General features: G+C 71.1%; 19 protein-coding genes. 7 read left to right on the top strand and 12 right to left on the bottom strand.

The window, feature by feature from the left end:
• The first annotated feature begins 169 nt into the window (after nucleotides 1–169).
• The gene (locus AB0B39_RS14160; protein ID WP_357574499.1) at nucleotides 170–1,063 is read left to right on the top strand and encodes an SGNH/GDSL hydrolase family protein; all 894 of its coding nucleotides are present in this window, start codon (nucleotides 170–172) and stop codon (nucleotides 1,061–1,063) included.
• A gap of 133 nt (nucleotides 1,064–1,196) precedes the next feature.
• On the opposite strand, the gene AB0B39_RS14155 is transcribed toward AB0B39_RS14160, so the two are convergent.
• From AB0B39_RS14155 to AB0B39_RS14140, 4 genes are all read right to left on the bottom strand, one after another.
• Nucleotides 1,197–2,342: a DUF6596 domain-containing protein gene (locus tag AB0B39_RS14155; protein ID WP_357574571.1), complete on the bottom strand. Its 1,146-nt coding sequence runs from the start codon at nucleotides 2,340–2,342 to the stop codon at nucleotides 1,197–1,199.
• A gap of 8 nt (nucleotides 2,343–2,350) precedes the next feature.
• Nucleotides 2,351–2,758, bottom strand: a complete 408-nt coding sequence (locus AB0B39_RS14150) for a YciI family protein (RefSeq protein WP_357495335.1) — start codon at nucleotides 2,756–2,758, stop codon at nucleotides 2,351–2,353.
• Nucleotides 2,759–2,859: 101 nt separating this feature from the next.
• Complete coding sequence (locus AB0B39_RS14145; RefSeq protein WP_357574498.1) at nucleotides 2,860–3,924, bottom strand: LacI family DNA-binding transcriptional regulator; 1,065 nt, start codon at nucleotides 3,922–3,924, stop codon at nucleotides 2,860–2,862.
• A gap of 44 nt (nucleotides 3,925–3,968) precedes the next feature.
• Nucleotides 3,969–5,543, bottom strand: a complete 1,575-nt coding sequence (locus AB0B39_RS14140; RefSeq protein ID WP_357495331.1) for a glycoside hydrolase family 43 protein — start codon at nucleotides 5,541–5,543, stop codon at nucleotides 3,969–3,971.
• 478 nt (nucleotides 5,544–6,021) lie between these two features.
• On the opposite strand from AB0B39_RS14140, the gene AB0B39_RS14135 reads away from it, so the two are divergent.
• Nucleotides 6,022–8,868 (top strand): glycoside hydrolase N-terminal domain-containing protein, encoded by a 2,847-nt coding sequence (locus tag AB0B39_RS14135; protein WP_357574497.1) that lies wholly within the window; start codon nucleotides 6,022–6,024, stop codon nucleotides 8,866–8,868.
• Between the two features lie 71 nt (nucleotides 8,869–8,939).
• On the opposite strand, the gene AB0B39_RS14130 is transcribed toward AB0B39_RS14135, so the two are convergent.
• Together AB0B39_RS14130 and AB0B39_RS14125 are read right to left on the bottom strand one after the other, a co-directional pair.
• Complete coding sequence (locus AB0B39_RS14130) at nucleotides 8,940–9,251, bottom strand: hypothetical protein (RefSeq protein ID WP_357574496.1); 312 nt, start codon at nucleotides 9,249–9,251, stop codon at nucleotides 8,940–8,942.
• A gap of 45 nt (nucleotides 9,252–9,296) precedes the next feature.
• Nucleotides 9,297–9,746, bottom strand: coding sequence for a hypothetical protein (locus tag AB0B39_RS14125; protein WP_357495325.1), 450 nt, complete (start codon nucleotides 9,744–9,746; stop codon nucleotides 9,297–9,299).
• Nucleotides 9,747–9,995: 249 nt separating this feature from the next.
• Here AB0B39_RS14125 and AB0B39_RS14120 point away from each other — a divergent pair, with 249 nt between their 5' ends.
• Nucleotides 9,996–11,009, top strand: coding sequence for a LacI family DNA-binding transcriptional regulator (locus AB0B39_RS14120; protein WP_234582897.1), 1,014 nt, complete (start codon nucleotides 9,996–9,998; stop codon nucleotides 11,007–11,009).
• Between the two features lie 48 nt (nucleotides 11,010–11,057).
• Here the strand turns inward: AB0B39_RS14120 and AB0B39_RS14115 are convergent, their stop codons facing one another.
• The 4 genes from AB0B39_RS14115 to AB0B39_RS14100 are packed head-to-tail and all read right to left on the bottom strand — an operon-like array spanning nucleotide 11,058 to nucleotide 15,882.
• Entirely contained in the window at nucleotides 11,058–12,770 is a 1,713-nt protein-coding gene (locus AB0B39_RS14115) for a trehalase family glycosidase (protein ID WP_357495322.1), read from the bottom strand.
• Nucleotides 12,771–12,826: 56 nt separating this feature from the next.
• Entirely contained in the window at nucleotides 12,827–13,651 is an 825-nt protein-coding gene (locus AB0B39_RS14110) for a carbohydrate ABC transporter permease (protein ID WP_234582895.1), read from the bottom strand.
• A complete protein-coding gene (locus tag AB0B39_RS14105; protein WP_234582894.1) occupies nucleotides 13,648–14,619 on the bottom strand; it encodes a sugar ABC transporter permease in 972 nt (323 codons plus the stop codon). The genes AB0B39_RS14110 and AB0B39_RS14105 overlap by 4 nt, the downstream gene beginning before the upstream one ends.
• 18 nt (nucleotides 14,620–14,637) lie before the next feature.
• Nucleotides 14,638–15,882, bottom strand: a complete 1,245-nt coding sequence (locus tag AB0B39_RS14100) for an extracellular solute-binding protein (protein WP_357495320.1) — start codon at nucleotides 15,880–15,882, stop codon at nucleotides 14,638–14,640.
• Between the two features lie 300 nt (nucleotides 15,883–16,182).
• Here AB0B39_RS14100 and AB0B39_RS14095 point away from each other — a divergent pair, with 300 nt between their 5' ends.
• Entirely contained in the window at nucleotides 16,183–18,018 is a 1,836-nt protein-coding gene (locus AB0B39_RS14095; RefSeq protein WP_357574495.1) for an RICIN domain-containing protein, read from the top strand.
• Between the two features lie 189 nt (nucleotides 18,019–18,207).
• Nucleotides 18,208–19,800: an arabinofuranosidase catalytic domain-containing protein gene (locus AB0B39_RS14090; RefSeq protein WP_357574494.1), complete on the top strand. Its 1,593-nt coding sequence runs from the start codon at nucleotides 18,208–18,210 to the stop codon at nucleotides 19,798–19,800.
• A gap of 120 nt (nucleotides 19,801–19,920) precedes the next feature.
• Here AB0B39_RS14090 and AB0B39_RS14085 read toward each other — a convergent pair whose 3' ends face one another.
• A complete protein-coding gene (locus AB0B39_RS14085; RefSeq protein ID WP_357495314.1) occupies nucleotides 19,921–20,538 on the bottom strand; it encodes a TetR family transcriptional regulator in 618 nt (205 codons plus the stop codon).
• A 176-nt stretch (nucleotides 20,539–20,714) separates the two neighbouring features.
• Here AB0B39_RS14085 and AB0B39_RS14080 point away from each other — a divergent pair, with 176 nt between their 5' ends.
• Both AB0B39_RS14080 and AB0B39_RS14075 read left to right on the top strand, forming a co-directional pair.
• On the top strand, nucleotides 20,715–22,355 hold the full coding sequence (locus AB0B39_RS14080; protein WP_357495312.1) for an MDR family MFS transporter: 1,641 nt from the start codon (nucleotides 20,715–20,717) through the stop codon (nucleotides 22,353–22,355).
• 84 nt (nucleotides 22,356–22,439) lie between these two features.
• Nucleotides 22,440–23,210 (top strand): phosphatase PAP2 family protein, encoded by a 771-nt coding sequence (locus AB0B39_RS14075; RefSeq protein ID WP_357574493.1) that lies wholly within the window; start codon nucleotides 22,440–22,442, stop codon nucleotides 23,208–23,210.
• 74 nt (nucleotides 23,211–23,284) lie between these two features.
• Here the strand turns inward: AB0B39_RS14075 and AB0B39_RS14070 are convergent, their stop codons facing one another.
• Complete coding sequence (locus tag AB0B39_RS14070) at nucleotides 23,285–23,854, bottom strand: hypothetical protein (RefSeq protein ID WP_234582886.1); 570 nt, start codon at nucleotides 23,852–23,854, stop codon at nucleotides 23,285–23,287.
• Nucleotides 23,855–23,934: the final 80 nt, after the last annotated feature.

Below are 23,934 nucleotides of genomic sequence, written 5' to 3'. Positions count from 1 at the left end.
TCGCCGACGTCCGGCGCGGACGCCGGGGGGTCGGAGCCTGCCGCGCAGCCCTCCTGACCCACACTGTGGGACGGCATTTAGTGAGTGTCATCTATATTGACGCCACTCGGTGGGCGGCGACAGGATCTCGGCACCACCATCGCCACCGCGATCTCCCCTGGGAGGCGTCATGCCCCGTCCCCGCCTGCCGCTCCTGCGGGCAGCCACCCGACTCGCCGCGCTCGCCGCGGCCACCGCCGGTGTGCTGTTCGCCGTCGCCACACCCGCCAGCGCCGCGGTCCCCACCGGCCGCTACGTCGCGCTCGGCGACTCGTACACCGCCGGTCCGCTGATCCCCACCCAGGTCGACCTCAACTGTCTCCGGTCGAACCGCAACTACCCCTCCCTGGTGGCCGCGTCCGCCGGCTCGACGTCGTTCGCCGACGTGAGCTGCTCCGGCGCCACCACCGACGACATCCTCTACGGCGGCAGCGGCCAACTGGGCATCAACCTGCCACCGCAGCTCAACGCGGTCACGTCGAGCACGGCGCTGGTGACGGTGCAGATCGGCGGCAACGACATCGGCTTCGCCGACATCATCGGCGAATGCGCGGAGGCGAGCCTCAGCAGCCCCCTCGGCTCGCCGTGCAAGAACCGGTACACCGCAGGCGGCACCGACCAGCTACAGGCCCGGATCGCGGCCACCGTGCCGAAGGTGACGACCACGCTCCAGGCGATCCGCCGCGCCGCGCCGAGCGCGCGGATCGTGGTGCTCGGATACCCGGCGATCCTGCCCGACAGCGGCTACGGCTGCTGGCCCGTCGTCCCGATCGCCTACCAGGACGTGCCCTACCTGCGCGGCATCGAGAAGTCGCTCAACGCCATGCTGGCCAGCGCCGCGGGGGCGAACGGCGCCACCTACGCCGACGTCTACACGCCGTCGATCGGTCGGGACGCCTGCAAGAGCAGCAGCACCCGTTGGGTCGAGGGGCTGGTACCGCAGAACGCGGCCGCGCCCTTCCACCCGAACGCGCGCGGTGAGCAGGGCATGAGCACCGCGCTGATCGCCACTCTGAACCGCTGACCGAGCGGGATCACTCGTGCCGGCCCCGTCACGCGACGACGGCGGGGCCGGCGGTCGAAGCCGGTCCGGATGACAGGTGCTCTGCGTCGTTGCCGTCGTCGACCGGCGCGTTGCCCGCGTCGGTCGGACGCCGTCACCGCTGTCGGCGGGCGTTGAGCCGGGCGGCCTGGCGCGTCAGGTGGTCGCGCTCGGCGAGGTTGGGGGCCTGGTGGGCCGCCGCGACGTACAGGCGTGCCGCCGCCGCGAGGTCGCCGGCGCGCTCGTGCAGGTACGCCGCCACCGCCGTGTGACGGGGCAGCGAGTCGTCAAGCGCCGCGAGCGCCGCCAGGCCGGCCCGGGCGCCGTCGGCCTCGCCGACGGCCACCGCGCGGTTGAGCCGGACCACCGGGCTGTCGGTCAGGCGTGCCAGCTCGTCGTACCACTCGACGATCTGCACCCAGTCGGTCTCCTCGGCGGTGGGCGCGTCGGCGTGCAGCGCCGCGATGGCGGCCTGGGCCTGAAACTCGCCCAGCCGGTCGCGGGCGAGGGCCGCCTGGAGGATGTCGACACCCTCGGCGATGAGTGCGGTGTCCCACCGGCCGCGGTCCTGCTCGGCGAGCGGCACCAGGCTGCCGTCGGACGCGGTCCGGCTGGCCCGTCGGGCGTGGTGCAGCAGCATGAGGGCGAGCAGCCCCGCCACCTCGGGATGGTCGATGGCGGCGGCGAGCTGCCGGGTGAGCCGGATGGCCTCGGCGGCGAGGTCGACGTCGCCGGTGTATCCCTCGTTGAAGACCAGGTAGAGGACGCGCAGCACGGTCGCGACGTCACCGGGCTGGTCGAACCGCACGGTGGAGACGGTGCGTTTGGCCCGGCTGATACGTTGCGCCATGGTCGCCTCGGGCACCAGGTAGGCGTCGGCGATCTGACGGGTGGTCAGCCCGCCCACGGCCCGTAGCGTGAGCGCGACGGCGGACGACGGCGTCAGCGACGGGTGGGCGCAGAGAAAGTAGAGCTGGAGGTTGTCGTCCACCGCCGGCGTGGGCCCGGGCGCCGGCTCGGAGTCGACGAGGTCCTCACGACGGCGACGGGCGGCGTCCGCCCTCGTGGTGTCGAGGAACCGGCGCCAGGCCACGGTGATCAGCCAGCCCCTGGGGTCCCGCGGCGGGTCGGCCGGCCAGACGCGGATAGCCTCGACCAGCGCGTCCTGTACGGCGTCCTCGGCCGCCGCGAAGTCAGCTCCGCGGCGGACGAGGATGCCGAGCACGCCCGGCGTGAGGCTCCGGAGCAGTGCGTCGTTCATCGCCGAGGTCACTCGGCGATGGTGGGGGGCTCGGTCAGGAAGGGGCGCACCTCGAGCCACTCGTGGATCGGCTTCCCGCCCGCCCCCGGAGCGGCCGACAGTTCGCCGGCCAGCTCGACGGCGCGTTCGTACGTGTCGACGTCGATCACCATCCAGCCGGCGATGAGGTCCTTGGTCTCGGCGAACGGGCCGTCGGTGACCGGGGGGCGTCCCGGGCCGTCGTAGCGGACCCACGCTCCCTCGGGGGCGAGCGCCTGACCGTCGATGAACTCACCGGTCTTCTCCAGTCGGGACGCGAAATCGTTCATGTACTGCATGTGCGCCGAGATCTCCTCCGGCGTCCACCGGTCCATCGGCACGTCGTTGACCCCGGCCGGGGCGCCGCGGTAGTGCTTCAGCAGCAGGTACTTCGCCATCGTCGTGTTCCTCCTCGCTGGTGTGACCCGTTCCGGTCACGTTCACCTCGGGGACGGAGCCGCGCGCCGTTTCTCGACATGGCCGCCAAGAAATTTCTGGCTCACGGGCGGAGGGTGGCCTCCGACAACCGCGAACCGGGCGGCCCGGTGCTGGCACGCACGACCAGCGCGGTGCCGAGCTCGTACCGCTCCTGGGCCAGCGCATGGCCGTCGGTCAGCGCCAACGCGAGCCGGGCGGCGGTGGCCCCGATCTCGCTGAACGGCTGTCGCACCGTGGTGAGAGGTGGCGTGGTCCAGGCCGCCTGGTCCACGTCGTCGAAGCCGACGACGCTGAGGTCGTCGGGGATTCGCAGACCGGCCTCGTAGGCCGCCGTGTAGACGCCGAGCGCCTGCAGGTCGTTGCCGCAGACGACGGCGGTGGGGGGTTCGGCCAGGGTCAGCAACTCGCGGCCGAGGTCGCGGCCGTCCTCGAAGCTGAAGAGTCCGCGCCGTTCGAGGCTGCTGTCGAACGGAACGCCGGCATGGTCCAGCGCGGCTCGGAAGCCGTCCAGGCGAGCCCGCGCCGACAGATCCTGCTCCGGCCCGGTGACCACGCCGATCCGTCGGTGACCGAGGTCCAGCAGATGCCGGGTGGCGGCCAGGGCGCCGCTCCAGTTGTTCGACCCGACGGCGGGCGTGGGGAACAGCTCGCCGACCGGGTCGATCGCCACGAGCGGGATGCCCATGGCGGTGAGCTGTCTGCCGTGCTCGGCGGTGACCAGGGAGCAGACCGCGATGACGGCGGTGGGCTGTCGCAGCAGCAGCGGCTCCATCCAGGGCAGCCCCGCCGCCACCCGATGGCGGATGTCGATGAAGCCGACCGTGCAGTCCCGGGAGCCGGCGACCTCCTGGATCCCCCGCAGGATCTCCAGGGCGATCGAGGGCAGCATCCGGTGAAAGAGCACCTCGATGCAGAGCGTCCTCGCGGCGGTCTCCGGCCGGCGGTAGCCATGGTCACGCAGCAGTGCCTCCACCCGCTGCCGGGTCTGCTCGCCCACCCCGGCGCGACCGTTGAGAACCTTCGACACCGTGGGAGGGGACACCCCGGCGAGCTCGGCGATCGTGGCGATGGGCAGGTCACCGCGCCGGGGCTTGCGCGCGTGATGCCGCCGGCTCTCCTCGATCACACGGGGAGTCTACGGTGATCCCTCGATGGCGAGCCGGTCCGCGCTCAGTCGGTAGGCCGCGCTGCCGGTCGGTAGTCGAACCAGTCGAAGGCGGCGCTGTCCCCGGTCACGTACATGCCGATGACCCGGCCGGTGAAGCCGCCGGCGACCTCGGTGGACAGGTAGCGCCCGTCGAGTTCGGCCAACAGGACGCGGCCCTCGGAGGTCTCCACCTCGAACGCGATCATGTCGGAGGTGGCGGGGCGTACGCCGAAGGGTTCGTCAGCGGCCGCCAGCCCCGCGGCCGAGGTCACGGTCGGCGGGTAGAGGCAGTGGGTCCGGGTGGCGATCGTCAGAACCAGCGGGCCGGCGGGTACGTCGAGGGACGCGAAGACCTGCCGGAACGGCCCGACCCGGCCGACGACGCGGACGCTGCCGCCGCCGACCTCCAGGTCGTAGTGGTGCGCCTCGTCGATGCGGATGGTGAGCCCGGTCGTGCCGCTGCCCGGATCGACCCGCGTGCTGGCCCGGCAGTCATGGTGGCGCTGGCGCGTCGCCACCATCGTCGCGCCGGCGCGGTCCAGCGTCGTACCGGTGGCGTGCAGGGTGAGCCATCCGGGCCGCTCGGTCAGCGACCAGGCCGCGTCGGGGCGGGAGCGGGGCGAGATCCAGCCGGGCGCGAGGGTTGTCGCGTCGAAGTCGTCGTGGTGGGCGACCGGGCCGGGCGGGGCCGCGAGGGCCGGTGCGCTGCCGGCGGGCGCCGCGGTGACCTCCCGGACGACGTCCACGACGGGCCACCCGCCGTCCCAGCGAACCGGCGCGAGGAACGTCTCGCGGCCGAGCACGTGAAAGGGCGGCCACTGGCCCTTCGCCCGGATGCCCAGAAGGACCATCCACCAGCTGCCGTCGGTGGCCTGCACCAGATCGGCGTGCCCGGCGGCCTGCACCGGCAGGTTGGTGCTGCGGTGCGTGAGGACGGGGTTGCTCGGCGCGGGCTCGAAGGGCCCCCGGGGGCTGCGTGCGCGGGCGACCGACACGGCGTGGCCGGTGTGCGTGCCACCCTCGGAGAGCAGCAGGTACCACCAGTCGCCGATCCGGTAGAGGTGCGGCGCCTCCGGGTACTGGCCGCCGGTGCCGGACCAGAGCGGGATCGGCCCCTCCAGCACCTGACCCCGGTCCGGGTCGATCCGGTAGGCGTCCACCCCGGAGGTCGTCAGCCAGCAGGTGCCGTCGTCGTCCCAGGCCAGGGACGGGTCGACGTGGGGGAGGTCGAGGTAGACCGGCTCGGACCACGGGCCGGCGGGGTCCCGCGCGGTGACGATGAGGTGGCGGCCCAGGCTGACGTTGGTGGTGATCATCCAGAACCGGCCGTCGTGGTGGCGGATGGTCGGCGCGAAGATGCCTCGGGACGCGTCGGCGTCCGGCGGGATCTCCAGCTGGCTGGGACGGTCGAGGATGTTGCCGATCTGTCGCCAGTTCACCAGGTCCCGACTGTGCAGCAGCGGTACGCCCGGAAAGTACTCGAAGCTGGAGCAGGCCAGGTAGTAGTCCTCGCCGACCCGGCAGACACTCGGATCGGGATAGAAGCCGGGCACGACCGGATTGCGGTAGCCCGAGACGGCAGCCGTGCCTGCGAACACTGGGTGCACCTCCCCGCGCGGTCCCTGCCCGATGCCACAGAATGTTCGCGATAACATCGTGTGTCCTGGATGCTACGAAGATGCCGTCGGGATGGCAACCCGGTGCGCGCGTCGGGGCGGGGGCCAGCCGCGCGACCTCGCGGGGACGCTGGCGGGAAACATGGCCGACATCTCTTGACGAGCGGCACTGCCATCTACGAAGGTCTATAGAGGGTGAGTTGACGCGCCGCCGGGAGCTCGGGGCGTCGGTCCCCGGCTGTGAACGGTGCTGCAGGGTGCGAACGGGCGGCACTTGTTAGCGCTAACAGCAGGGCGCCTCACCACACGTCCAACGACAGCGGCCGTACGTCTCGCACGGGACCTCGAACGGCGCGCTGGCCGTCGGCACGTCCCCGACATTCGACTTCCTCCGCGGTGGCCCGGCAGGGGCGCCGTTCTTCACCCTCCTGCGCCGCTAGCTGCGCTGATTGGAGAGACCATGCCTGACGTGACACGAAGGAACGTGCTGAGGGCCGGTGTGGCGGGCGCCGGAGCCGCGCTGCTGCCGGTCGCGTGGTCCGCCGTCGCCCGCGCCGGCTCGGTGGCGCCGTCGCAGGTGCTCGCCGCCGGCGACATGGCCCTCTGGTACGACGAACCCGCGGGCACCGACTGGCTACGGGCGCTGCCGATCGGCAACGGCCGGCTCGGCGCGATGGTGTTCGGCAACGTCGACACCGAACGGCTGCAGCTCAACGAGGACACCATCTGGGCCGGCGGCCCGTACGACTCCGCCAACACCCGGGGAGCGGCAAACCTGGCCGAGATCCGGCGGCGTGTCTTCGCGGACCAGTGGACCCAGGCGCAGGACCTCATCAACCAGACGATGATGGGAACCCCGGGCGGCCAGCTCGCCTACCAGCCGGTGGGCAACCTCCGGCTGGCCTTCTCCTCGGCCAGCGCGTCGCAGTACAACCGGACGCTGGACCTCACCACCGCCACCGTCACCACGACGTACGTGCTCAACGGTGTCCGGTACCAGCGTGAGGCGTTCGCCAGCGCTCCCGACGGGGTGATCGTGCTCCGGCTGACCGCCGACCGCGCCAACTCGATCACGTTCAACGCCACCTTCGACAGTCCGCAGCGGACGACCATGTCGAGCCCGGACGCCGCCACGATCGCCGTCGACGGCATCTCCGGCGCCATGGAAGGCGTCAACGGGTCGGTGCGCTTCCTCGCCCTGGCCCAGGCGGTCGCGACCGGCGGCACGGTCAGCAGTTCCGGAGGCACCCTGCGCGTCTCCGGCGCCACGAGCGTGACCGTACTGATCTCGATCGGCTCCAGCTACGTCAACTACCGCATCGTCAACGGCGACTACCAGGGCATCGCGCGCAGCCGCCTCACCGCCGCCCGGGGCGTGAGCTTCGATCAGCTGCGCAGTCGGCACCTCGCCGACTACCAGGCCCTGTTCAACCGGGTGAGCATCGACCTGGGTCGTACGGCCGCCGCCGATCAGCCGACCGACGTGCGGATCGCCCAGCACGCGAGCACCAACGACCCGCAGTTCTCCGCCCTGCTGTTCCAGTACGGCCGCTACCTGCTGATCTCCTCGTCGCGGCCGGGCACCCAGCCGGCGAACCTCCAGGGCATCTGGAACGACTCCATGACGCCGCCCTGGGACTCGAAGTACACCATCAACGCCAACCTGCCGATGAACTACTGGCCCGCCGACACGACGAACCTCGCCGAGTGCTTCCTGCCGGTCTTCGACATGATCAAGGACCTCACGGTGACCGGTGCGCGCGTCGCCCAGGCGCAGTACGGCGCCGGCGGCTGGGTCACCCACCACAACACGGACGGGTGGCGCGGCGCCTCGGTCGTCGACGGGGCACTGTGGGGCATGTGGCAGACCGGCGGCGCCTGGTTGTCCACCCTCATCTGGGAGCACTACCTGTTCACCGGCGACGTCGGCTTCCTGTCGGCCAACTACCCGGCCCTCAAGGGCGCCGCCCAGTTCTTCCTCGACACGCTGGTGGCCCACCCGACGCTCGGCTACCTGGTCACGAACCCGTCGAACTCGCCCGAGCTGCCGCACCACTCGAACGCCAGTGTCTGCGCGGGCCCCACCATGGACAACCAGATCCTGCGGGACCTGTTCGACGCGGTCGCCCGCGCCAGCGAGGTGCTCGGCGTCGACACGACGTTCCGCTCCCAGGTGCGAACGGCCCGGGACCGGCTGGCGCCCACGAAGGTCGGCTCGCGCGGCAACGTCCAGGAGTGGCTCGCCGACTGGGTCGAGACCGAGCGGAACCACAGGCACGTCTCGCACCTGTACGGCCTGCATCCCAGCAACCAGATCACCAGGCGCGGCACCCCGCAGCTGTACGAGGCCGCGCGCCGGACGTTGGAGCTGCGCGGCGACGACGGCACCGGCTGGTCCCTCGCGTGGAAGATCAACTACTGGGCCCGGCTGGAGGACGGCACCCGCGCCCACAAGCTCCTGAAGGACCTCGTGCGCACCGACCGGCTCGCGCCGAACATGTTCGACCTGCACCCACCGTTCCAGATCGACGGCAACTTCGGCGCGACCTCCGGCATCGCCGAGATGGTCCTGCACAGCCACACCGGCGAGCTGCACCTGCTGCCGGCGCTGCCGAGCGCCTGGCCCACCGGCCAGGTCGCGGGGCTCCGCGCTCGCGGCGGATACACCGTCGGCGTGGCCTGGACCAGCGGGCAGGCCGACGAGATCAGCGTCCGCGCCGACCGGGACGGCACCCTACGACTCCGCTGCCGGCTCTTCACCGGTTCCTTCACCCTCGTCGACGTCACCGACGACAGCACGCCCACCACCACCCGACCCGAGACGGACGTCGTCCAACTCGCCGTCCGCGCCGGGCACACCTACCGCGCCGCGCGGCCCGGTGTGACACCGTCACCGACGCTGACCAGCACGCCCTCGCCCACCGTCTCGCCGACCCCGAGTCCGACCGACACACCGAGCCCGATCCCGACGCCGACGCCGACCGTGTCCAGCACGCCCTCGCCGTCCGGCGCGCGGGCCACGTACACGGTGACGAACTCGTGGTCGGGCGGCTTCCAGGGCTCGGTCACGGTGACCGCCGGCGCGACGGCGATCCGGGGCTGGACGGTCTCCTGGACGTTCCCCAACGGGCAGGCGATCACCCAGATCTGGGGTGGCACGCACACCCAGAGCGGTGCGAACGTGCGGGTGACGAACGTCGACTACAACGGGTCGCTGCCGGCCGGTGGCTCCACCACGTTCGGCTTCCTCGCCTCCGCGACGGGAACCAACAACCCGCCGACCGACATCACCTGCACGACCACCTGAGCTGGCGCGTTCCCGCCCGCCGCCGGCCCCGCGTCGGCGGCGGGCCGGGCGCGCTGCCCACCCGCTGACTACTACGTCGCGTCGCCACCGGTCCCTCGGGGCCGCCTGCGCCACCGCTGGTGCCGCCAGACGGCGACCACGCAGGCCACCGCGATGAGCAGGGCCGCGGCGCCCTTCCAGGCGCGCTCCCACCACGGTCGGTCGGTGCCGAACGCCGCCTCGCCGCTCGCCATGACCCACACGCCCACCCACGCCCACTCCCAGCCGCGCGGCCAGGAGAACTCCTCCGGCGGGTCGGTGAACGCGCCGACCGCGATGACCGCAGCGCCGACGACGAGGACCAGCGGTACTCCGACGTCCGTGACGAACTCCCAGAACGACACCTGGCGATCATCGTCGTCGCGCGCAAGGGGCGCCAGAGCCGTGGCTCAGGAGACCGCCGCGCGCACCAGCTCGACGACCCTCTTCTCCACCTCGGGGCTCCAGGTCCGCAGCGCGTACGACACCGGCCAGAGGTCACCGTCGTCGAGGTTGGCCGTGTCCTGGAAGCCCAGGGTCGAGTAGCGGTAGTTGAACTTGCCGGAGTCCTGGAAGAAGACGACGATCTTGTCGGCCGCGTTCGCGTAGGCGGGCATGCCGTACCAGGTCTTCGGCGTCAGGTCGGGGGCGGCGGCGGTCACCGCCACGTGCACGCGCTCGGCGAGCGCGCGGTCGTCGGGCGCCATCTGCGCGATGCGGTCGAGGACCGCCTGCAACCCGTCGGCCCGCTTGGCGCCCTTCTTGCCCTCGGCGCGCAGTTCGGCCGCACGCTCCTTCATCGCGGCGCGCTCCTCGGCGCTGAAGCCGTCGGACTCGGTCGTGGAGGTCTTCGCGGACATGTCGGGCTCCCTCTCGATGTTCTCCGGCCCGGCGTAAGGCCGGCTACCTGGGAAAAGGCTAGGCCGGGCTGCCGGCCGGGCGCTTCTTGATTCCTGACCGGGTCGCCTCGGGCGCAACGGGCGGGTCGACCCGGTCGGGCAGGCCGAACGGGCCGGGCGGGGCGTCCGGGCGTCGGCGCGGAGCGCCTATGCTCGGAACCGGAGCTGGGCGCGTCCCCGTCGGGGCAGGAATCGATTCGAGGGCGGCGTATGAACATCGGGGAGATCGCCCGGCGGGCGGGGGTGTCCCGCAGCACCGTGTCGTACGTGCTGAGCGGCAAGCGGACCGTCTCGGAGGCGACCCGGCAGCGGATCCAGGCGGTCATCGACGAGCTGGACTACCGGCCGAACGCCAGCGCCCGCGCCCTCAAGGAGGGGCGTACGCGCACCCTCGGGCTGGTGATCCCACCGGCGAGCCAGCGGTTGACCGACATGCAGCTGGGCTTCGTCGCCAGCGTCGTCGAGGCCGCCGCCCGCCACGACCTGGATGTGCTGCTGTCCCCGTCCGGTGGCGACCACGACAGGTCGTTCGAGCGGATCGTCAGCGGGCGTCGGGTGGACGGCGTGGTCCTCATGGAGATCCGCTTGGAGGACGACCGGGTCACGCGCCTGGCCAGAACGGGTCTGCCGTTCGTCACGATCGGTCGGACGGCGCAGGCGCACGGCATGAGCTGGGTCGACATCGACTACGCCGGGCTGATCGCGCGCTGTGTGCACCACCTGGCCGATCTGGGGCATCGGCACGTGGCGCTGGTCAACCGCTCCGCCGAGTTGGTGGCGGCGGGTTACGGGCCCAGCCACCGCGCCCTGGCCGGTTTCCAGGCGGCGGTGGCGGAACGGGGTCTGGTCGGCGTGGACGTCTGCTGCGGTGATGACACGGCCTCCGGTGAGGCGTGCGTCGAGCAGTTGCTCGGGACGCACCCGGACGTCACGGCGGTGGCCACCATCAACGAGGCGGCGTTGCCGGGCATGCAGCGGGCGCTGACCAGCGCCGGGTTGTCCGTTCCGGCCGACTTCTCCGTCACCGGGGTCGCCGCCCAGCACTGGGCGGAGGACTTCCGCCCACCGCTGACCGCTGCGGACGTGCCCATGCGGGACATGGGCGCGGAGGCGGTGGCACTGCTGCTGGAGATCATCGCGGCCCCCGGCAGCGTGCCGCGGCACCGCCTCTACAGCCCACCCATCTCGCTGCGGTCCAGCACCGGCCCGGTCCGGACCGACTGATCCTCCACCCGTGCGCGGGCCCCGCCGATCGGGGCCCGCGCCGTCCGACTACCGTCGTGCGGCCCGGCGTTCCTCCTGGGCGGCCGCGAGGATGAGGTAGCTGCTGGCCGTCCAGGTGTACGCGCGATCCCGCAGCCCGGCGCCGGTCTCGGCGTCGAAGTTCTCCGCGAAACCGGACTTCTCGCACAGCGCGAGGAAGCGCTGGCTGATGTCGTCGGCGATCCCGGTGTGCCCGGCCCGCCGCAGACCGTCCTCGACCAGCACCGTGGAGGGCGCCCAGATCGGGCCCCGCCAGTAGCCGTCGGCCAGGTAGTGGGCCGAGTCCGTCGGTTCGGTGGCCAGCCCGTGCGTGGTGAGGTGGGTCTCGACGCCCCGGGCCAGCGCGTCGGCGATCGGGGCGGGCAGGTCGGCGCCGAGAGCGACGGGCATCAGATCGAGCAGGCTGCGGCTGGTCCGCCGCTGCCCGGTGTGCGGGCTGCGGGCGGTGAAGCGCTCACCGTCCCACAGCTGCCCGATCATTGCCGCGCGGATCCGGTCGGCCTCCCGGGACCACCGGTCGGCGGGTTCGCCCAGCTCGGTGGCGAGGTCGGCCAGGCACCGCAGCTGGGAGACCAGGAACGCGGCCAGGTCGGCGGTCTGCACGACCCGGCCGTCGTCGAACGTGGTGGCGTTGTCCCAGCCGCTGTCGTTGCCGTGCTGGTAATGCGGCAGGTCGTGGCCGGGCGCGCGGCGCGCGTCGAGCCAGAACCCGGTCCAGCGGGCCAACCGGTCGTACGTCTGCGCGAGCGCCGCCCGGTCCGGTGGCTCAGGGAGGCGTCGGCGCAGGTGGCGCAGCGCCCAGCCGTGGATGGGCGGCTTGACGTAGTTGTGCAGGACCTCCGAGTGGGTGACCGAGTCGGGCAGGGCGCCCGCGCCGTCCTGGTGGTCGAAGGGCAGGTGGAACTGGTGCCAGGCGAGCTCCGGCTCACCGGCCGCGAGCGCGATCGCGTTGAAGCAGTGGTCCCAGCTCCACACCTTGTCCATCCAGTGCTTGGACATCAGGACGGCGGGTCGGGTCACGAAGCCCGCCGGGGCGACGGTGGCGGACCACAGCACGTACGCGGCCAGTTCGGCGGCGGGCGTGTCCGCGCCGCGCCACGGCGCGATGGCGTCGACGAACGCGGCGAACTCGGCGCTGCGGTCGCGGCACACCTGGTCGAAGGGGACGGTGGTGGCGTACGGCCGGCGGGCGGTGGCGTACTCCTCGATGGCGATCTCCCAGGGCTCGTCGCCGGGGAGGTCCAGGCAGCGGTCGGCGGTGCCGAGCGCCTCGACGCCGTCGGCGCGGCGCAGCGCGCCGGAGAGCACCGTGACGCGGTAGCGTCGCCCGGTCTCGTACGAGGTGAAGACGTGTGCGCCGTCGACCGGGTCGAGGTAGAGGTAGGTGCCGCTGAACGGGGTGAGGGTGCCGGCGGCCGCGGCGATCCGCAGCCCGAGGTGCCGGCCCCGGATCCGCAGGGTGTCGGGTGTGTCGTAGACGGCCTCGATGTGACCGGAACCGGCACGCCAGGTCAGCAGCGCGGGCGTGGCCACGACGGTGGAGCCCGCGGCCGTGGGGGAGAGGCGCAGCACCGGGTGCAGCCCGGTCTGGTGCGACACCAGGTGCAGGTCGTCGGCGTACGTCTTCTCGGCTACCACCGGGGAGATGTTGAACCAGGATCCGCGGTAGCTGAACGGGATGTCCTGGATTCCGAACTCCGGACCGGACGGGGCGACGGTCATGGGTGGCGGGTGCCTTTCTGTGGTGCGGGTGGTCAGTCCTCGACCGCCGCGGATGGTCAGTCCTTGACGGCGCCGGCGGTCACGCCCATCGAGACGTACCGCTGCGCCAGGATCAGCAGCACGGCGGCGGGGATCGAGGCGACGACGGCGGTGGCCATGATGGCGTTCCACTGCTGGTTGTTGTTGCCGATGTAGTGGTAGATGCCGAGGGTGATCGGCTGGTGGTCGCCGCCGCCGGCCAGGGTCGAGGCGAAGATGAAGTCCGACCAGGACCATAGGAACGCGAAGAGCGACACCGTGACGATCGAGTTGCGGCTGACCGGCAGCACTATCGACCAGAAGGTGCGCAGCCGTCCCGCGCCGTCGACCACGGCGGCCTGGAGCAGTTCGTCGGGGATGCCGGACATGAAGGCCGTGAAGATCAGTACGGCGAACGGCACCGCGAGTGTCGTGTCGGCCAGGATCAGGCCCGGCAGCGTGTTGAGGACGCCGAGGGTGAGGTAGATGGCGTAGAAGCCCATCGCCATGATGATTCCCGGGATCATCTGGGCGATCAGCAGCAGGAAGCTCAGCGCCGGGCCGCCGGGTGGCCGCAGCTTCGCCAGCGCGTAACCGGCGGGGGCGGCGAGCGCCACGGTCAGTGCCACAGTGCCGAGCCCGACGAGAAAGCTGGTGCCGAGGTACGGCAGTTGCTGGTCGAGGACGGCCCGGTAGCCGTCCAGCGTGCCGTTGGTCGGGAACAGGTGCGGGGGACTGGCGCGCATGTCCTGGTCCCGGGTGAACGACACGTTGATCATCCAGTACACGGGGAAGAGCATCAGCCCGGTCAGCACCAGACCGACTGCGGTCTTCCACCAGACGCGACGCGGTGACGTGGTCATCGTAGGTGCTGCCTCCGTTGGGACCTGATGTAGACGAGCCCGGCGACCAGGGCCATCACGATGAGCAGGTTGCCGACGGCCGCGCCCGGACCGAACTCGGGCAGCAGGTTGCCGAAGCCGAGACGGTACGACCAGGTGGCGAGCGTGGCGGAGGAACCGGTCGGGCCGCCCCTGGTCATGATCCAGATGATGTCGAAGACCTTCAGCGTGTAGATCAGCCCCAGCAGCAGCGTGATCGCGGAGACCGGGCGCAACAGCGGGAACGTGATCGACCAGAACCGTTGCCAGCCGGTCGCGCCGTCGAGCGCGGACGCCTCGTAGACCTCGACCGGGATCGCTTGGAGCCCGCTGTAGAGCACCACCAGGTTGAACGGGATGCCGATCCAGATGTTCGCGATGATCACCGAGGTGAGCGACCAGGTCGGCGAGGTGAGCCAGTTGACCGGGTCGATCCCGACGACGCCCAGTGCGGCGTTGACCAACCCCGAGTCGCTGTTGAGCAACCACGACCAGGTCGAGGCCGACACGATCAGCGGCAGCAGCCACGGTACGAGGATCAGCGCCCGCAGGGTGCCCGACAGCGGGAAGTGCTGGCGGAAGAAGAGGGCCAGGGCCATGCCGATGCTGAACTGGAAGACGAGCGACGCGCCGGTGAAGATCAGCGTGTGTGCCAACGTCGGCCAGAACGCCGGGTCGGCCAGGACGGTGCGGTAGTTGTCCAGGCCGGCGAAGGGTGCGCCGCCCTGCACGAACGAGCGGACGGTGTACTCGCGCAGGCTCAGCTCGACGTTGCGGTAGAGCGGGTAGGCGTAGAAGGCCAGCAGGTAGACGACCGTCGGCGCCAGGAAGCCCCACGCCAGCCATCGTCCGGGCCGGCGGGTGCGAGGCGCGGGGGGCCCGGGTGGGGCGGCCTCAGCCGCCCCACCGTGGCCTCGCGTGGTGGTGGAAATACGCGTCGTGGGGGTCATCGTGTCGGTTCGACGCGCTTACTTGCTCGTGGCCGAGGCCTGCGCGGCGGTCAGCGCCTCCTGCGGCGACTTGCCGCCGCTCAGGGCTGCCTGCACGGCTGTCCACAGGGGTTCGGAGATCTTCGGGTACTTCGTGCCGAGGTTGTCACCGGTGCGACCCTTGGCCGCCCGGACGGCCTCCACCCAGACCTTGAGCTTGGGGTTCTCGGTAGCCTGCCGGTCCTGCACGGCGGCGACGGGCGCCACGTAGGAGAGCGTGGTGTCGGTGGTGAGGAGATTGTCGGCGCTGGTCAGGCAGGTGACGAGCTTCTGCGACGTCGCGTACCGGCCGGTCTTCTTCTGAACCGGGATGGAGACGAACTCGCCGCCGGTCGGCGCCGGGGCCGGCCCGCCCGCGCTGGCCGGGATCGCGATGGTGCCGTACGAGAAGCCGAGCTTCTCGGCGTTGGCCAGCTGCCAGGTGCCGTTCTCCGCGAACGCGAAGTCGCCGGTGGCGAACTCCTGCCAACTCGTGGTCTGGGTGTTGTTGATGACCGAGTTCGGGGCGTAGCCCTGCCCCAGCCAGTCCGTCCAGAGGCTCAGCGCGGACACCGCCTGCGGCGAGTCCAGGCTGGTCAGCTGGGCGCCCGATCCCCAGAACCAGGGCAGGAACTGGAAGCTGCCCTCCTCGGTGCCGATCGCGGAGAAGGTGATGCCCTTCTTGCCCTTGGCCTTGACCTTCGTCAGCGCCGCGGTCAGTGACGTCCAGTCCTTGACCGAGGCCGGGTCGACGCCGGCGGCGGTGAGCAGGTCCTTGTTGTAGTAGAGCGCGAGGGTGTTGGCCCCGATGGGCACCCCGTACGTCTTGCCCGCGCTCTGGCCGGCGCCGAGCAGGTTCGCCGCCATGCTCGACACGTCCAGCTTGTTCTCTTCGGTGGTGGTGAGCGCGCCGGCCTCGGCCAGTGTCGAGATGACCGGGTTGTCGACGATCAGCACGTCCGGCGAGTTGCTCTGCTGGGCGGCGAGCAGCGCCTTGTTGGTGAGGTCGGTGGTGTCGTAGCCGGTCCGCTCGACTGTCACGCCCGCCGAGGTGCCGCACTTCTTGAGCAGGGCGACCCAGTCGGAGTCGTCGGCGAACTGCGGATACGGGTCCCAGACGAGGTACGCGCCGCCACCGCCGTCGTCGGAGTCGCCGGACGACGACGAGCAGGCGCTGGCCGTCACCGCGGCGAGCGCTAGCACGGCAACGGCGGCCAGGCGCCGCCGTCGGTTGAGTCGTGTCATGTGCTGCCTCACTTCAAGTCGATCGTCAGGTGGGGTGTCGTGGGTTGACCGTCGCGGGCCGGACCACGTCCGACCATGAGGCGAACCGATTCGACGAAACGGTTCGCACGAAGATAGGACCGCCCATGCACGGTGGTCAAGGGTTGGCGAGCGTCCAGGGAGGCGCTGCTGGGAAACACCGGCTTCACGCGATCGTCGCTTCATTGACACAGGTGAGTCCCCGACCTACGATCCGTGCGAATCGATTCGCAAGCGCAGCCCTCCGGAGAGCGTCCCCCGCGCCCCACCAAGGAGCCGCCCGTGAAAACCCCGTCCCGCAGCAGGTCGGGGCGAGCCCACGCGCTCGTCGCCCGACTCGTCGTCGGCCTGCTCGCCGCAACCACCGCCGTCACCGTCGCCGCGTCCCCGGCCCAGGCCGCCGACGAGTCGATAAGCGTCAACTTCTCCACGACGACCGGCACGCCCACCTACCGCGCGTCCGGCTGGATCTACGGCATGACCGAGAACGCCAGTGGGCCGCCGGACCACTTCTACCGCGACGTCAACTTCCGCTACATGCGCGCCGGTGGTGCGCAGTTGCCCGGCAGTGGCTGGGTCGGCGGAAACTACGACCGCCGCTGGAACGCCACAGTCGCCCAGGCCCGTCGGACCGTCGCCCTCGGCGGGCAGTTCATCCTGTTGCCGCACGACCTGTGGGGCGCCGACGGCGCCGGCATCTCCCGCTTCCCGGGCGACAACGGCAACTGGACCGACTACGACAACTTCCTGACCCGGGTCATCAACGACGTCCGGGCGTCCGGCCTGTCGGTGCAGTGGGACATCTGGAACGAACCCAACATCACCATCTTCTGGAACCGGCCGATCACCCAGTACCTCGAACTCTGGCGGCGCACGTACCAGCGCCTCCGGACGGAGTTCCCCAACCAGCTCATCGTCGGGCCGAGCTGCGCCTGCGTGCCGTCGACCAACCACGCGTTCTGGAACCAGTACCTGGACTTCGTGCGCTCGACCAACACGGTGCCGGACATCATCAGCTGGCACTCGCTGCCCGGCGACCCGGTCGCCAACGTCGCCGCCGCCAACGCCACCCTCGACCCGCGCGGCATCCCGCATCCCCGCCCGTACCAGATCAACGAGTACGGGGCGTCCAACGAGCAAAACCCGGCCGACGGTGCCTGGTACATCGCGCGCCTGGAGCGGGCCGGCGCGGACGGTCTGCGGGCCAACTGGGCCAGCGCCGGCAACCTGCACAACGACCTCGGCAACCTGCTGATCCGCAACTCGGCCGGCCAGCACCAGCCCAAGGGCGAGTGGTGGGTCTACCGCTACTACGCCTCCCAGGCCGGCCAGATCGTCTCGGTGACCGGCAGTCAGTCCTACGACGCGTACGCCACGAAGGCGAGCGGCGTGGCGAAGGTGCTGGTCGGTGGCGGTCGTACGACCGGGAACCTGGCCGTCAACCTGCAACGCCTCGACACGACGAGTGGCGTGGTGCAGAACAACCAGGTGCGGGTGCTCACGCAGCGCATCCCGTACAACAACGGTGGCGCGGTGCAGGGGCCGGTCACGGTCTCGAACAGCGTCGTCACCGTGTCCAACAACAACGCCACGGTGACCCTGCCGTACGCCAACCAGAACGACACGTACACGGTGACCCTGCTGCCGCCCTCGGAAGTGGGCTTCCAGTCGGTGGCGGTGGCCCAGCACTCGCAGCAGTGCCTGGACAACACCGGCCTGAGCACCGCCGACGGCAACGTCCAGCAGCAGTTCTACTGCGAGGGCGGTGACCAGCAGCTCTGGAACTTCCGGCCGGTCGCCGGCGTGGCCGACACGTACATGGTGGTCAACCAGCAGAGCGGCAAGTGCCTGGACGTCAGCGGCGTCTCCACCGCCAACGGCGCCGCAGTGCACCAGTGGACCTGCCAGAACGGGCTCAACCAGCAGTTCACCCTCCGGAAGGTGACCTACTCCGGTAACGACTCGCACGACTACCAGCTCGTCGCCCGGCACAGCGGCAAGTGTGTCGACGTCAACGGGGTCTCCACGGCGGCCCGTGCGACGGTCCTGCAGTGGACCTGTAACCCGGTCGGCCAGGGCAGTCCGCTGAACCAGACCTGGCGGATCTGGGGGCGGTAGGCGTCGCGGAAGAGGTCCGGCGGCGGCCGTCGGCACGGACGGCCACCGCCGGACTCCCGCCGAGCGGGCTTACATTGACACTCATCGAAAATTGATCCTACGATTGCCGCGAATCGATTCGGCTGCCCCCGCCACCACCACCCGCGGCGTCGGCACTTCCACGCTGTCACGACTCCGAGGAGCCACCTCGTGCGAACCCCGTCCCCCGCCGGGCCCGGCATGGCCCACGATCCCATCCCGAGACGTCGCCTCCCGCGCCTGGCCGTCCTGGCCAGCGCACTGGCCGGCGTCCTCGTCCTCGTCACCGTCGGTGCGGCGGCCGGTGCCGGATCCTCCTCCGCCGAGGCCGCCGCCGCGCCGCTGGCCGCCGCCATCGCACCCGGGCAGAGCACCACCATCGTCGGCGTCCCGTCCGGTCGATGCGTCGAGGTCCCCAACTCCGGCACCACCAACGGCACCCAGACCCAACTGTGGGACTGCAACGGCGCGGCGGGGCAGACCTGGACCTGGACGTCGAGCAAGCAGCTCACGGTGTACGGCAACAAGTGCCTGGACGCCTCCGGCCGCGGCACCACCAACGGCACGCAGGCGATCATCTGGGACTGCAACGGCCAGACCAACCAGCAGTGGAACGTCAACAGCAACGGCACCATCACCGGTGTGCAGTCCGGGCTGTGCCTGGACGCCAACGGCGCGGCCACCGCGAACGGCACCAAACTGATCCTCTGGGCCTGCAACGGCGGCGCCAACCAACAGTGGACCTCGCCGACCACCCCGCCCACCACCACCCCGCCGACCACCACCCCGCCGCCGAGCGGCGCGCGCCCGTGCGACATCTACGCCTCCGGCGGCACCCCGTGCGTGGCGGCCCACAGCACGACGCGAGCCCTCTACGCGACGTACGCCGGCAACCTCTACCAGGTCCGGCGCTCGTCGGACAACACCACCCGCAACATCGGCCTGACCGGCACGGGCGGCACCGCCAACGCGGCGACGCAGGACTCGTTCTGCTCCGGCACGACCTGCGTGATCACCGTCGTCTTCGATCAGTCCGGGCGCGGGAACGACCTCTGGTACCAGGGCTCCAGCGTGGTTCCGGGCTCGCCGCAGAGCAAGCCGGCGACCGCGACCACGGAGTCCCTGACCGTCGGTGGCGCCAAGGCGTACTCGCTCTACATCAACCCCGGCAACAGCTACTGGCGCGACGGGCACCTGACCGGCGTGCCGACCGGCTCGGCGCCCGAGGGCATGTACATGGTGACCAGCGGGACCCACGTCAACAGCGGCTGCTGCTTCGACTACGGCAACAGCGAGACGACGCGCAAGGCCGACGCCGCCGGCGCGATGGACGCCATCAACTTCGGTAAGCAGTGCTGGTTCGGCGGTTGCTCCGGCAGCGGTCCCTGGGTGCAGGCCGACCTGGAGTGGGGCCTGTTCCCCGGTGGCAGCAGCTCGTGGAACCCGAACCAGCGGGCGTTCACCAGCAAGTTCGTCACGGCGACGCTCAAGAACAACGGCACGTCCCGCTTCGCCATGAAGGGCAGCGATGCCCAGTCCGGCAGCCTCTACACGCTGTGGGACGGCTCGCTCCCGTCGGGATACAGCCCCATGAAGAAGCAGGGCGCGATCATCCTGGGCAGTGGCGGTGACTGCTGCAAGCCGGACGGGGGCGCGAACCTGAGCGCCGGCACCTTCTACGAGGGCGCGATGGTGGCGGGTTATCCGTCCGACGCGACCGAGAACGCGGTGCAGGCCAACGTGGTGACCGCCGGGTACCGCTGACCCGTCGACGGCGGGCCTCGTCCGCCGGCCACCACCGCCGCAAGCGGTGGCGGCCGGCGCGACGGGGCCCGCCGTCGTTGCGCCGCGGGGCGCGCAGGGCGGCGGTCGGTGCGCGTGGCGTCAGGTCGTCGAGTCGTCCGCCGGTGCGGCGGCGGTCGGGGGAGCGACCTCGGCGAGCGCGGTTCGAACGATCTCCAGCAGATCGTGGCCGGGATGGTCGATCCAGTGCTGGATGGCGACGCGCAGGGCGGCCAGGAACGTCGCGGTCAGCAGACGGGAGCGCAGCTCCACCGCCGTGCCGCTGAGCCGGTGTGCGAGCTCCGCCGCCAGCTCGCGCTCGACCGCCGTGTACGCCGCCACCTGGTATGCCGCCAGGCCGGGGTGCCCGCGCAGCTGCCGGCGTCGGGTCAGCCAGCCGCCGTCGCGATCATCTGATGATTCCCTGGTGACGTTCTCGGCCGCCCGGCTCAGCGCGGTCCACGGCGGCTCGGTGTTCGGCCGCTCGCACACCAGCTGCAACAGCCGCCGCAGGCGCACCGTGTCGCCGTGAAAGAGCGCCTCCTCCTTGCTGGAGAAGTAGTTCGAGAACGTCCGTCGGGAGACGTTCGCGGCGTCGGCGATCGCCTCGATGGTCACGCAGTCGGGGCCCTGCTCGGCCGCGAGGCGCAGGGCTGACTCGTGCAGGGCGAGGCGGGTGGCCGCCTTCTTGCGCTCCCGTAGGCCGGTGATCTCGTCCATCGCGCTCAGCGTACGTCGAGTGACCGGCTTCTCAATGTGCAAACTTGCCGACTAGGCAAGATCGGTAGATGCTTGCGTGAGGCAACCAAGTCAGGTGCGCAAATGTCGGGTTCGTGAGCCCGCGCAGCCCTGTTCGGCGTCGCCCTCGTCACCCACGACAAGCTGGAGGCCGCGCGATGAGCGCACCCACCACCACGGCCGGCACCGAGCCGATGACCCATCGGCAGACGCTCGAGGCGCTCAGCGGTCTGCTGCTGGTGCTCTTCGTCGCGATGTTGAGCAGCACGGTCGTCTCGACCGCGCTTCCCAAGATCATCGGGTCGTTGAACGGCTCCCAGAACCAGTACACCTGGGTGGTCACCGCGACCCTGCTCACCGCGACCGCCACCACCCCGATCTGGGGCAAGCTGGCTGACCTGTTCAACAAGAAGCTCCTCATCCAGGTCGCCATCGTGGTCTTCCTGCTGGGCTCGGTCATCGCCGGCTTCTCGCAGAGCGCGGGACAGCTCATCGCGGCCCGCGCGTTCCAGGGCATCGGGGTCGGCGGCCTGCAGGCCCTCGTCCAGGTGGCGATCGCCGCCATGATCCCGCCGCGTGAGCGGGGCCGCTACAACGGCTATCTGGGCGGCGTCATGGCTGTCGCGACCGTCGGCGGCCCGCTGCTCGGCGGCCTCATCGTCGACACGTCCTGGCTGGGCTGGCGCTGGTGCTTCTTCGTGGGCGTGCCGGTCGCCGTCATCGCGCTGATCCTGCTCCAGGCGACCCTGCACCTGCCGACGCTGCGGCGGGAGAATGTCAAGATCGACTACCTGGGCGCCACCCTGATCGCCGCCGGCGTGAGCGTGCTGCTGATCTGGATCTCCTTCGTCGACGGCTCGTTCGCGTGGGTCTCCTGGCAGACCGGGGTCATGGTGGGCGGCGCAGTCCTCCTGCTGGCCCTCGCGGTCTGGGTGGAGTCGCGGGCGGCCGAGCCGGTGGTCCCGCTCGGCATCGTGCGCCAGCACACCACCGCGCTGGCCATCCTCGGCAGCCTCGCGGTCGGCATGGCCATGTTCGGCGGCGCGGTCTTCCTCGGCCAGTACTTCCAGATCGGACGCGGCTACAGCCCGACCGAGGCCGGTCTGCTCACCATCCCGATGATGGCCGGTGTCCTCGGCTCCTCGATCGTCGCCGGCCGGCTGATCACCAAGACCGGACGGATCAAGCCGTACATCGTCGCCGGTTCGATCATCCTGGTCGCCGGGTTCGCGCTGCTCGGCACCATCGACCACGAGACGTCGCTCGTCCTGGTCGGCGTCGCCATGTTCATCGTCGGCACCGGCGTCGGCATGACCATGCAGAACCTCGTCCTCGCCGTCCAGAACACGGTGGCCCTCAAGGACATCGGCGCGGCCAGCTCCAGCGTCGCGTTCTTCCGGTCGCTCGGCGGCACCATCGGTGTCTCGGTGCTCGGCGCCGTCCTGGCCCATAGGGTCACCGACCAGATCACGCGCGACCTGACCGCCGCCGGGATCCCCGCCTCCGGCGCCGGCGGCGACAGCAACCTCAACATCACCGCGCTGCCCGACGGGATCCAGCACATCGTGCGGGCCGCGTACGGCGATGCCACCGGGCACATCTTCCTCATCTCGGCCGCCATCGGGGTGGTCGGTGTCATCGCCGCGCTCCTGCTCCGGCCGGTGACCCTGCGGACCAGCCTCGACCTGCCGGACGCCGCCACGACGACGGCGCTCGGCGCCGACGCGGTCGACGGGGCGCCCGCGTTCGACCAGGCCTTTGTCGACCCCGCGCCGAAGGGGGCGCCCGACCGGCGCTGACGTCCGACCCGCAGCGGGCCGCCACCGTCTCCAGACGGTGGCGGCCCCATTTCACCCGGCGACAGCGACTGAATCGAGGTGCCTGTGGATATCGCCGAACTGGTGGTGCCGCAGCCGGTGGCACCCGGCCGGCGGGCCACTCCGGCACGCCGCGCGGCGCGCGAGCTGCTGCTGGTCGCCACGCTGTTCCTGCTCTACAAGCTGGCGCGGATGGCGGTGGCCGGTCGGGTGTCGACCGCGCTGGCCAACGGCGAGTCGATCTGGCACCTCGAGCGGCTGTTCCACCTGCCCGACGAGGCTGCCGTCCAGCATCCGCTGCTCGCGAACGACCTGGTGGCACACCTGGCCAACGGTTACTACGCGTACGTGCACTTCCCCGCCACGGTGATCACCCTCATCTGGCTGTACCTCCGACACCCGGCGCACTACCTGTGGACGCGTCGCGTGCTCGCCTGTCTCACCGCGGCGGCTCTGGCCCTGCACCTCCTGGTCCCGCTCGCGCCACCCCGGCTGACCGCGCTCACGGGCCTGGTGGACACCGGCCGCCGGTTCGGGCCCACCGTCTACGGTCCACCCGACACCGACACCCTCAGCAACCAGTACGCGGCCATGCCGTCCCTGCACGTCGGGTGGGCGCTGGCCGTGGCCGTGGCCCTCGTCGCGGTGACCCGCGGACGCCTGCGCTGGCTGTGGCTGGCCCACCCGCTCGTCACCCTGCTTGTCGTCGTGGCCACCGGCAACCACTACTGGCTCGACGGTGTGGTGGCGGCACTGATGCTCGGGGTCGTCCACCTGGTCCTGCCCACGCCCGCCGAGCGATCCGAGTCTCTGCCCAACCTGGAACCACATCTGTAGCTGGCGTTGACGATCACCGCCGGCGCCCGGCCCCGGCAGCGCCCGCCCGGCCCGATGTCAACGGAAACGAGATCTCAGCCCACCGGTACGCCGTACTCGCGCTCGGTGAACAGGTCGACGTCGCGCGGTCCCAGTTTGGCGACCCGGCGGGCGTGCAGGGCGAGCTGCCGACGTGCCTCGCCGAGGCGGCGGCTGGCGATCGTCATCTCGTCGGACGCCTCGAACGGCTCCGTTCCGCTGGCCCGCAGCGCGGCGGCCAGCACCGCGTTGAACGCGGTCATGAGCCCGTTGGCCAGCGCGATACCGTCCTGGTCCGCGCGGGTCCAGATCTCCGACCAGGCGGCCTCCACAGTGACCATGTCCCGGGCCAGCCAGTCGTGCAGCCCCATCGGCCCCAGCGGCTTGTGCCCTCCGAGCAGCTCGTTACCCGCCTCCGGAAGGCCCGATCGCCAGTACCTGGTCTGCCGCAACGCCTCGGCCTTGTGGGCGAGGCGTAGGGCGCCGGACAGAACCAGGACGTACGCCCGCTGAAGCTCGGCGCGCTCCCGCTGCCGCCGCTTGATCCGACTGTGCACCCACACCACGGACAGCGATGCGAAGGCGGTGATGGCGGAGCCGAGCAGGGCGGCCAGGGTTGAGTTCACGCCGACATGATGCCTGCCGTCGCTCGGCGTCGCCGCGCGGGCTCACCCCGGCCGGAGCACCGCCCGGGGACCGATCGGTC

It is taken from the genome of Micromonospora sp. NPDC049114 (assembly GCF_040648635.1).
Taxonomy (GTDB): Bacteria; Actinomycetota; Actinomycetes; order Mycobacteriales; family Micromonosporaceae; genus Micromonospora.
Note: the sequence above shows the minus strand (reverse complement) of the source record. Positions and strands in the feature narration are given on the sequence as shown.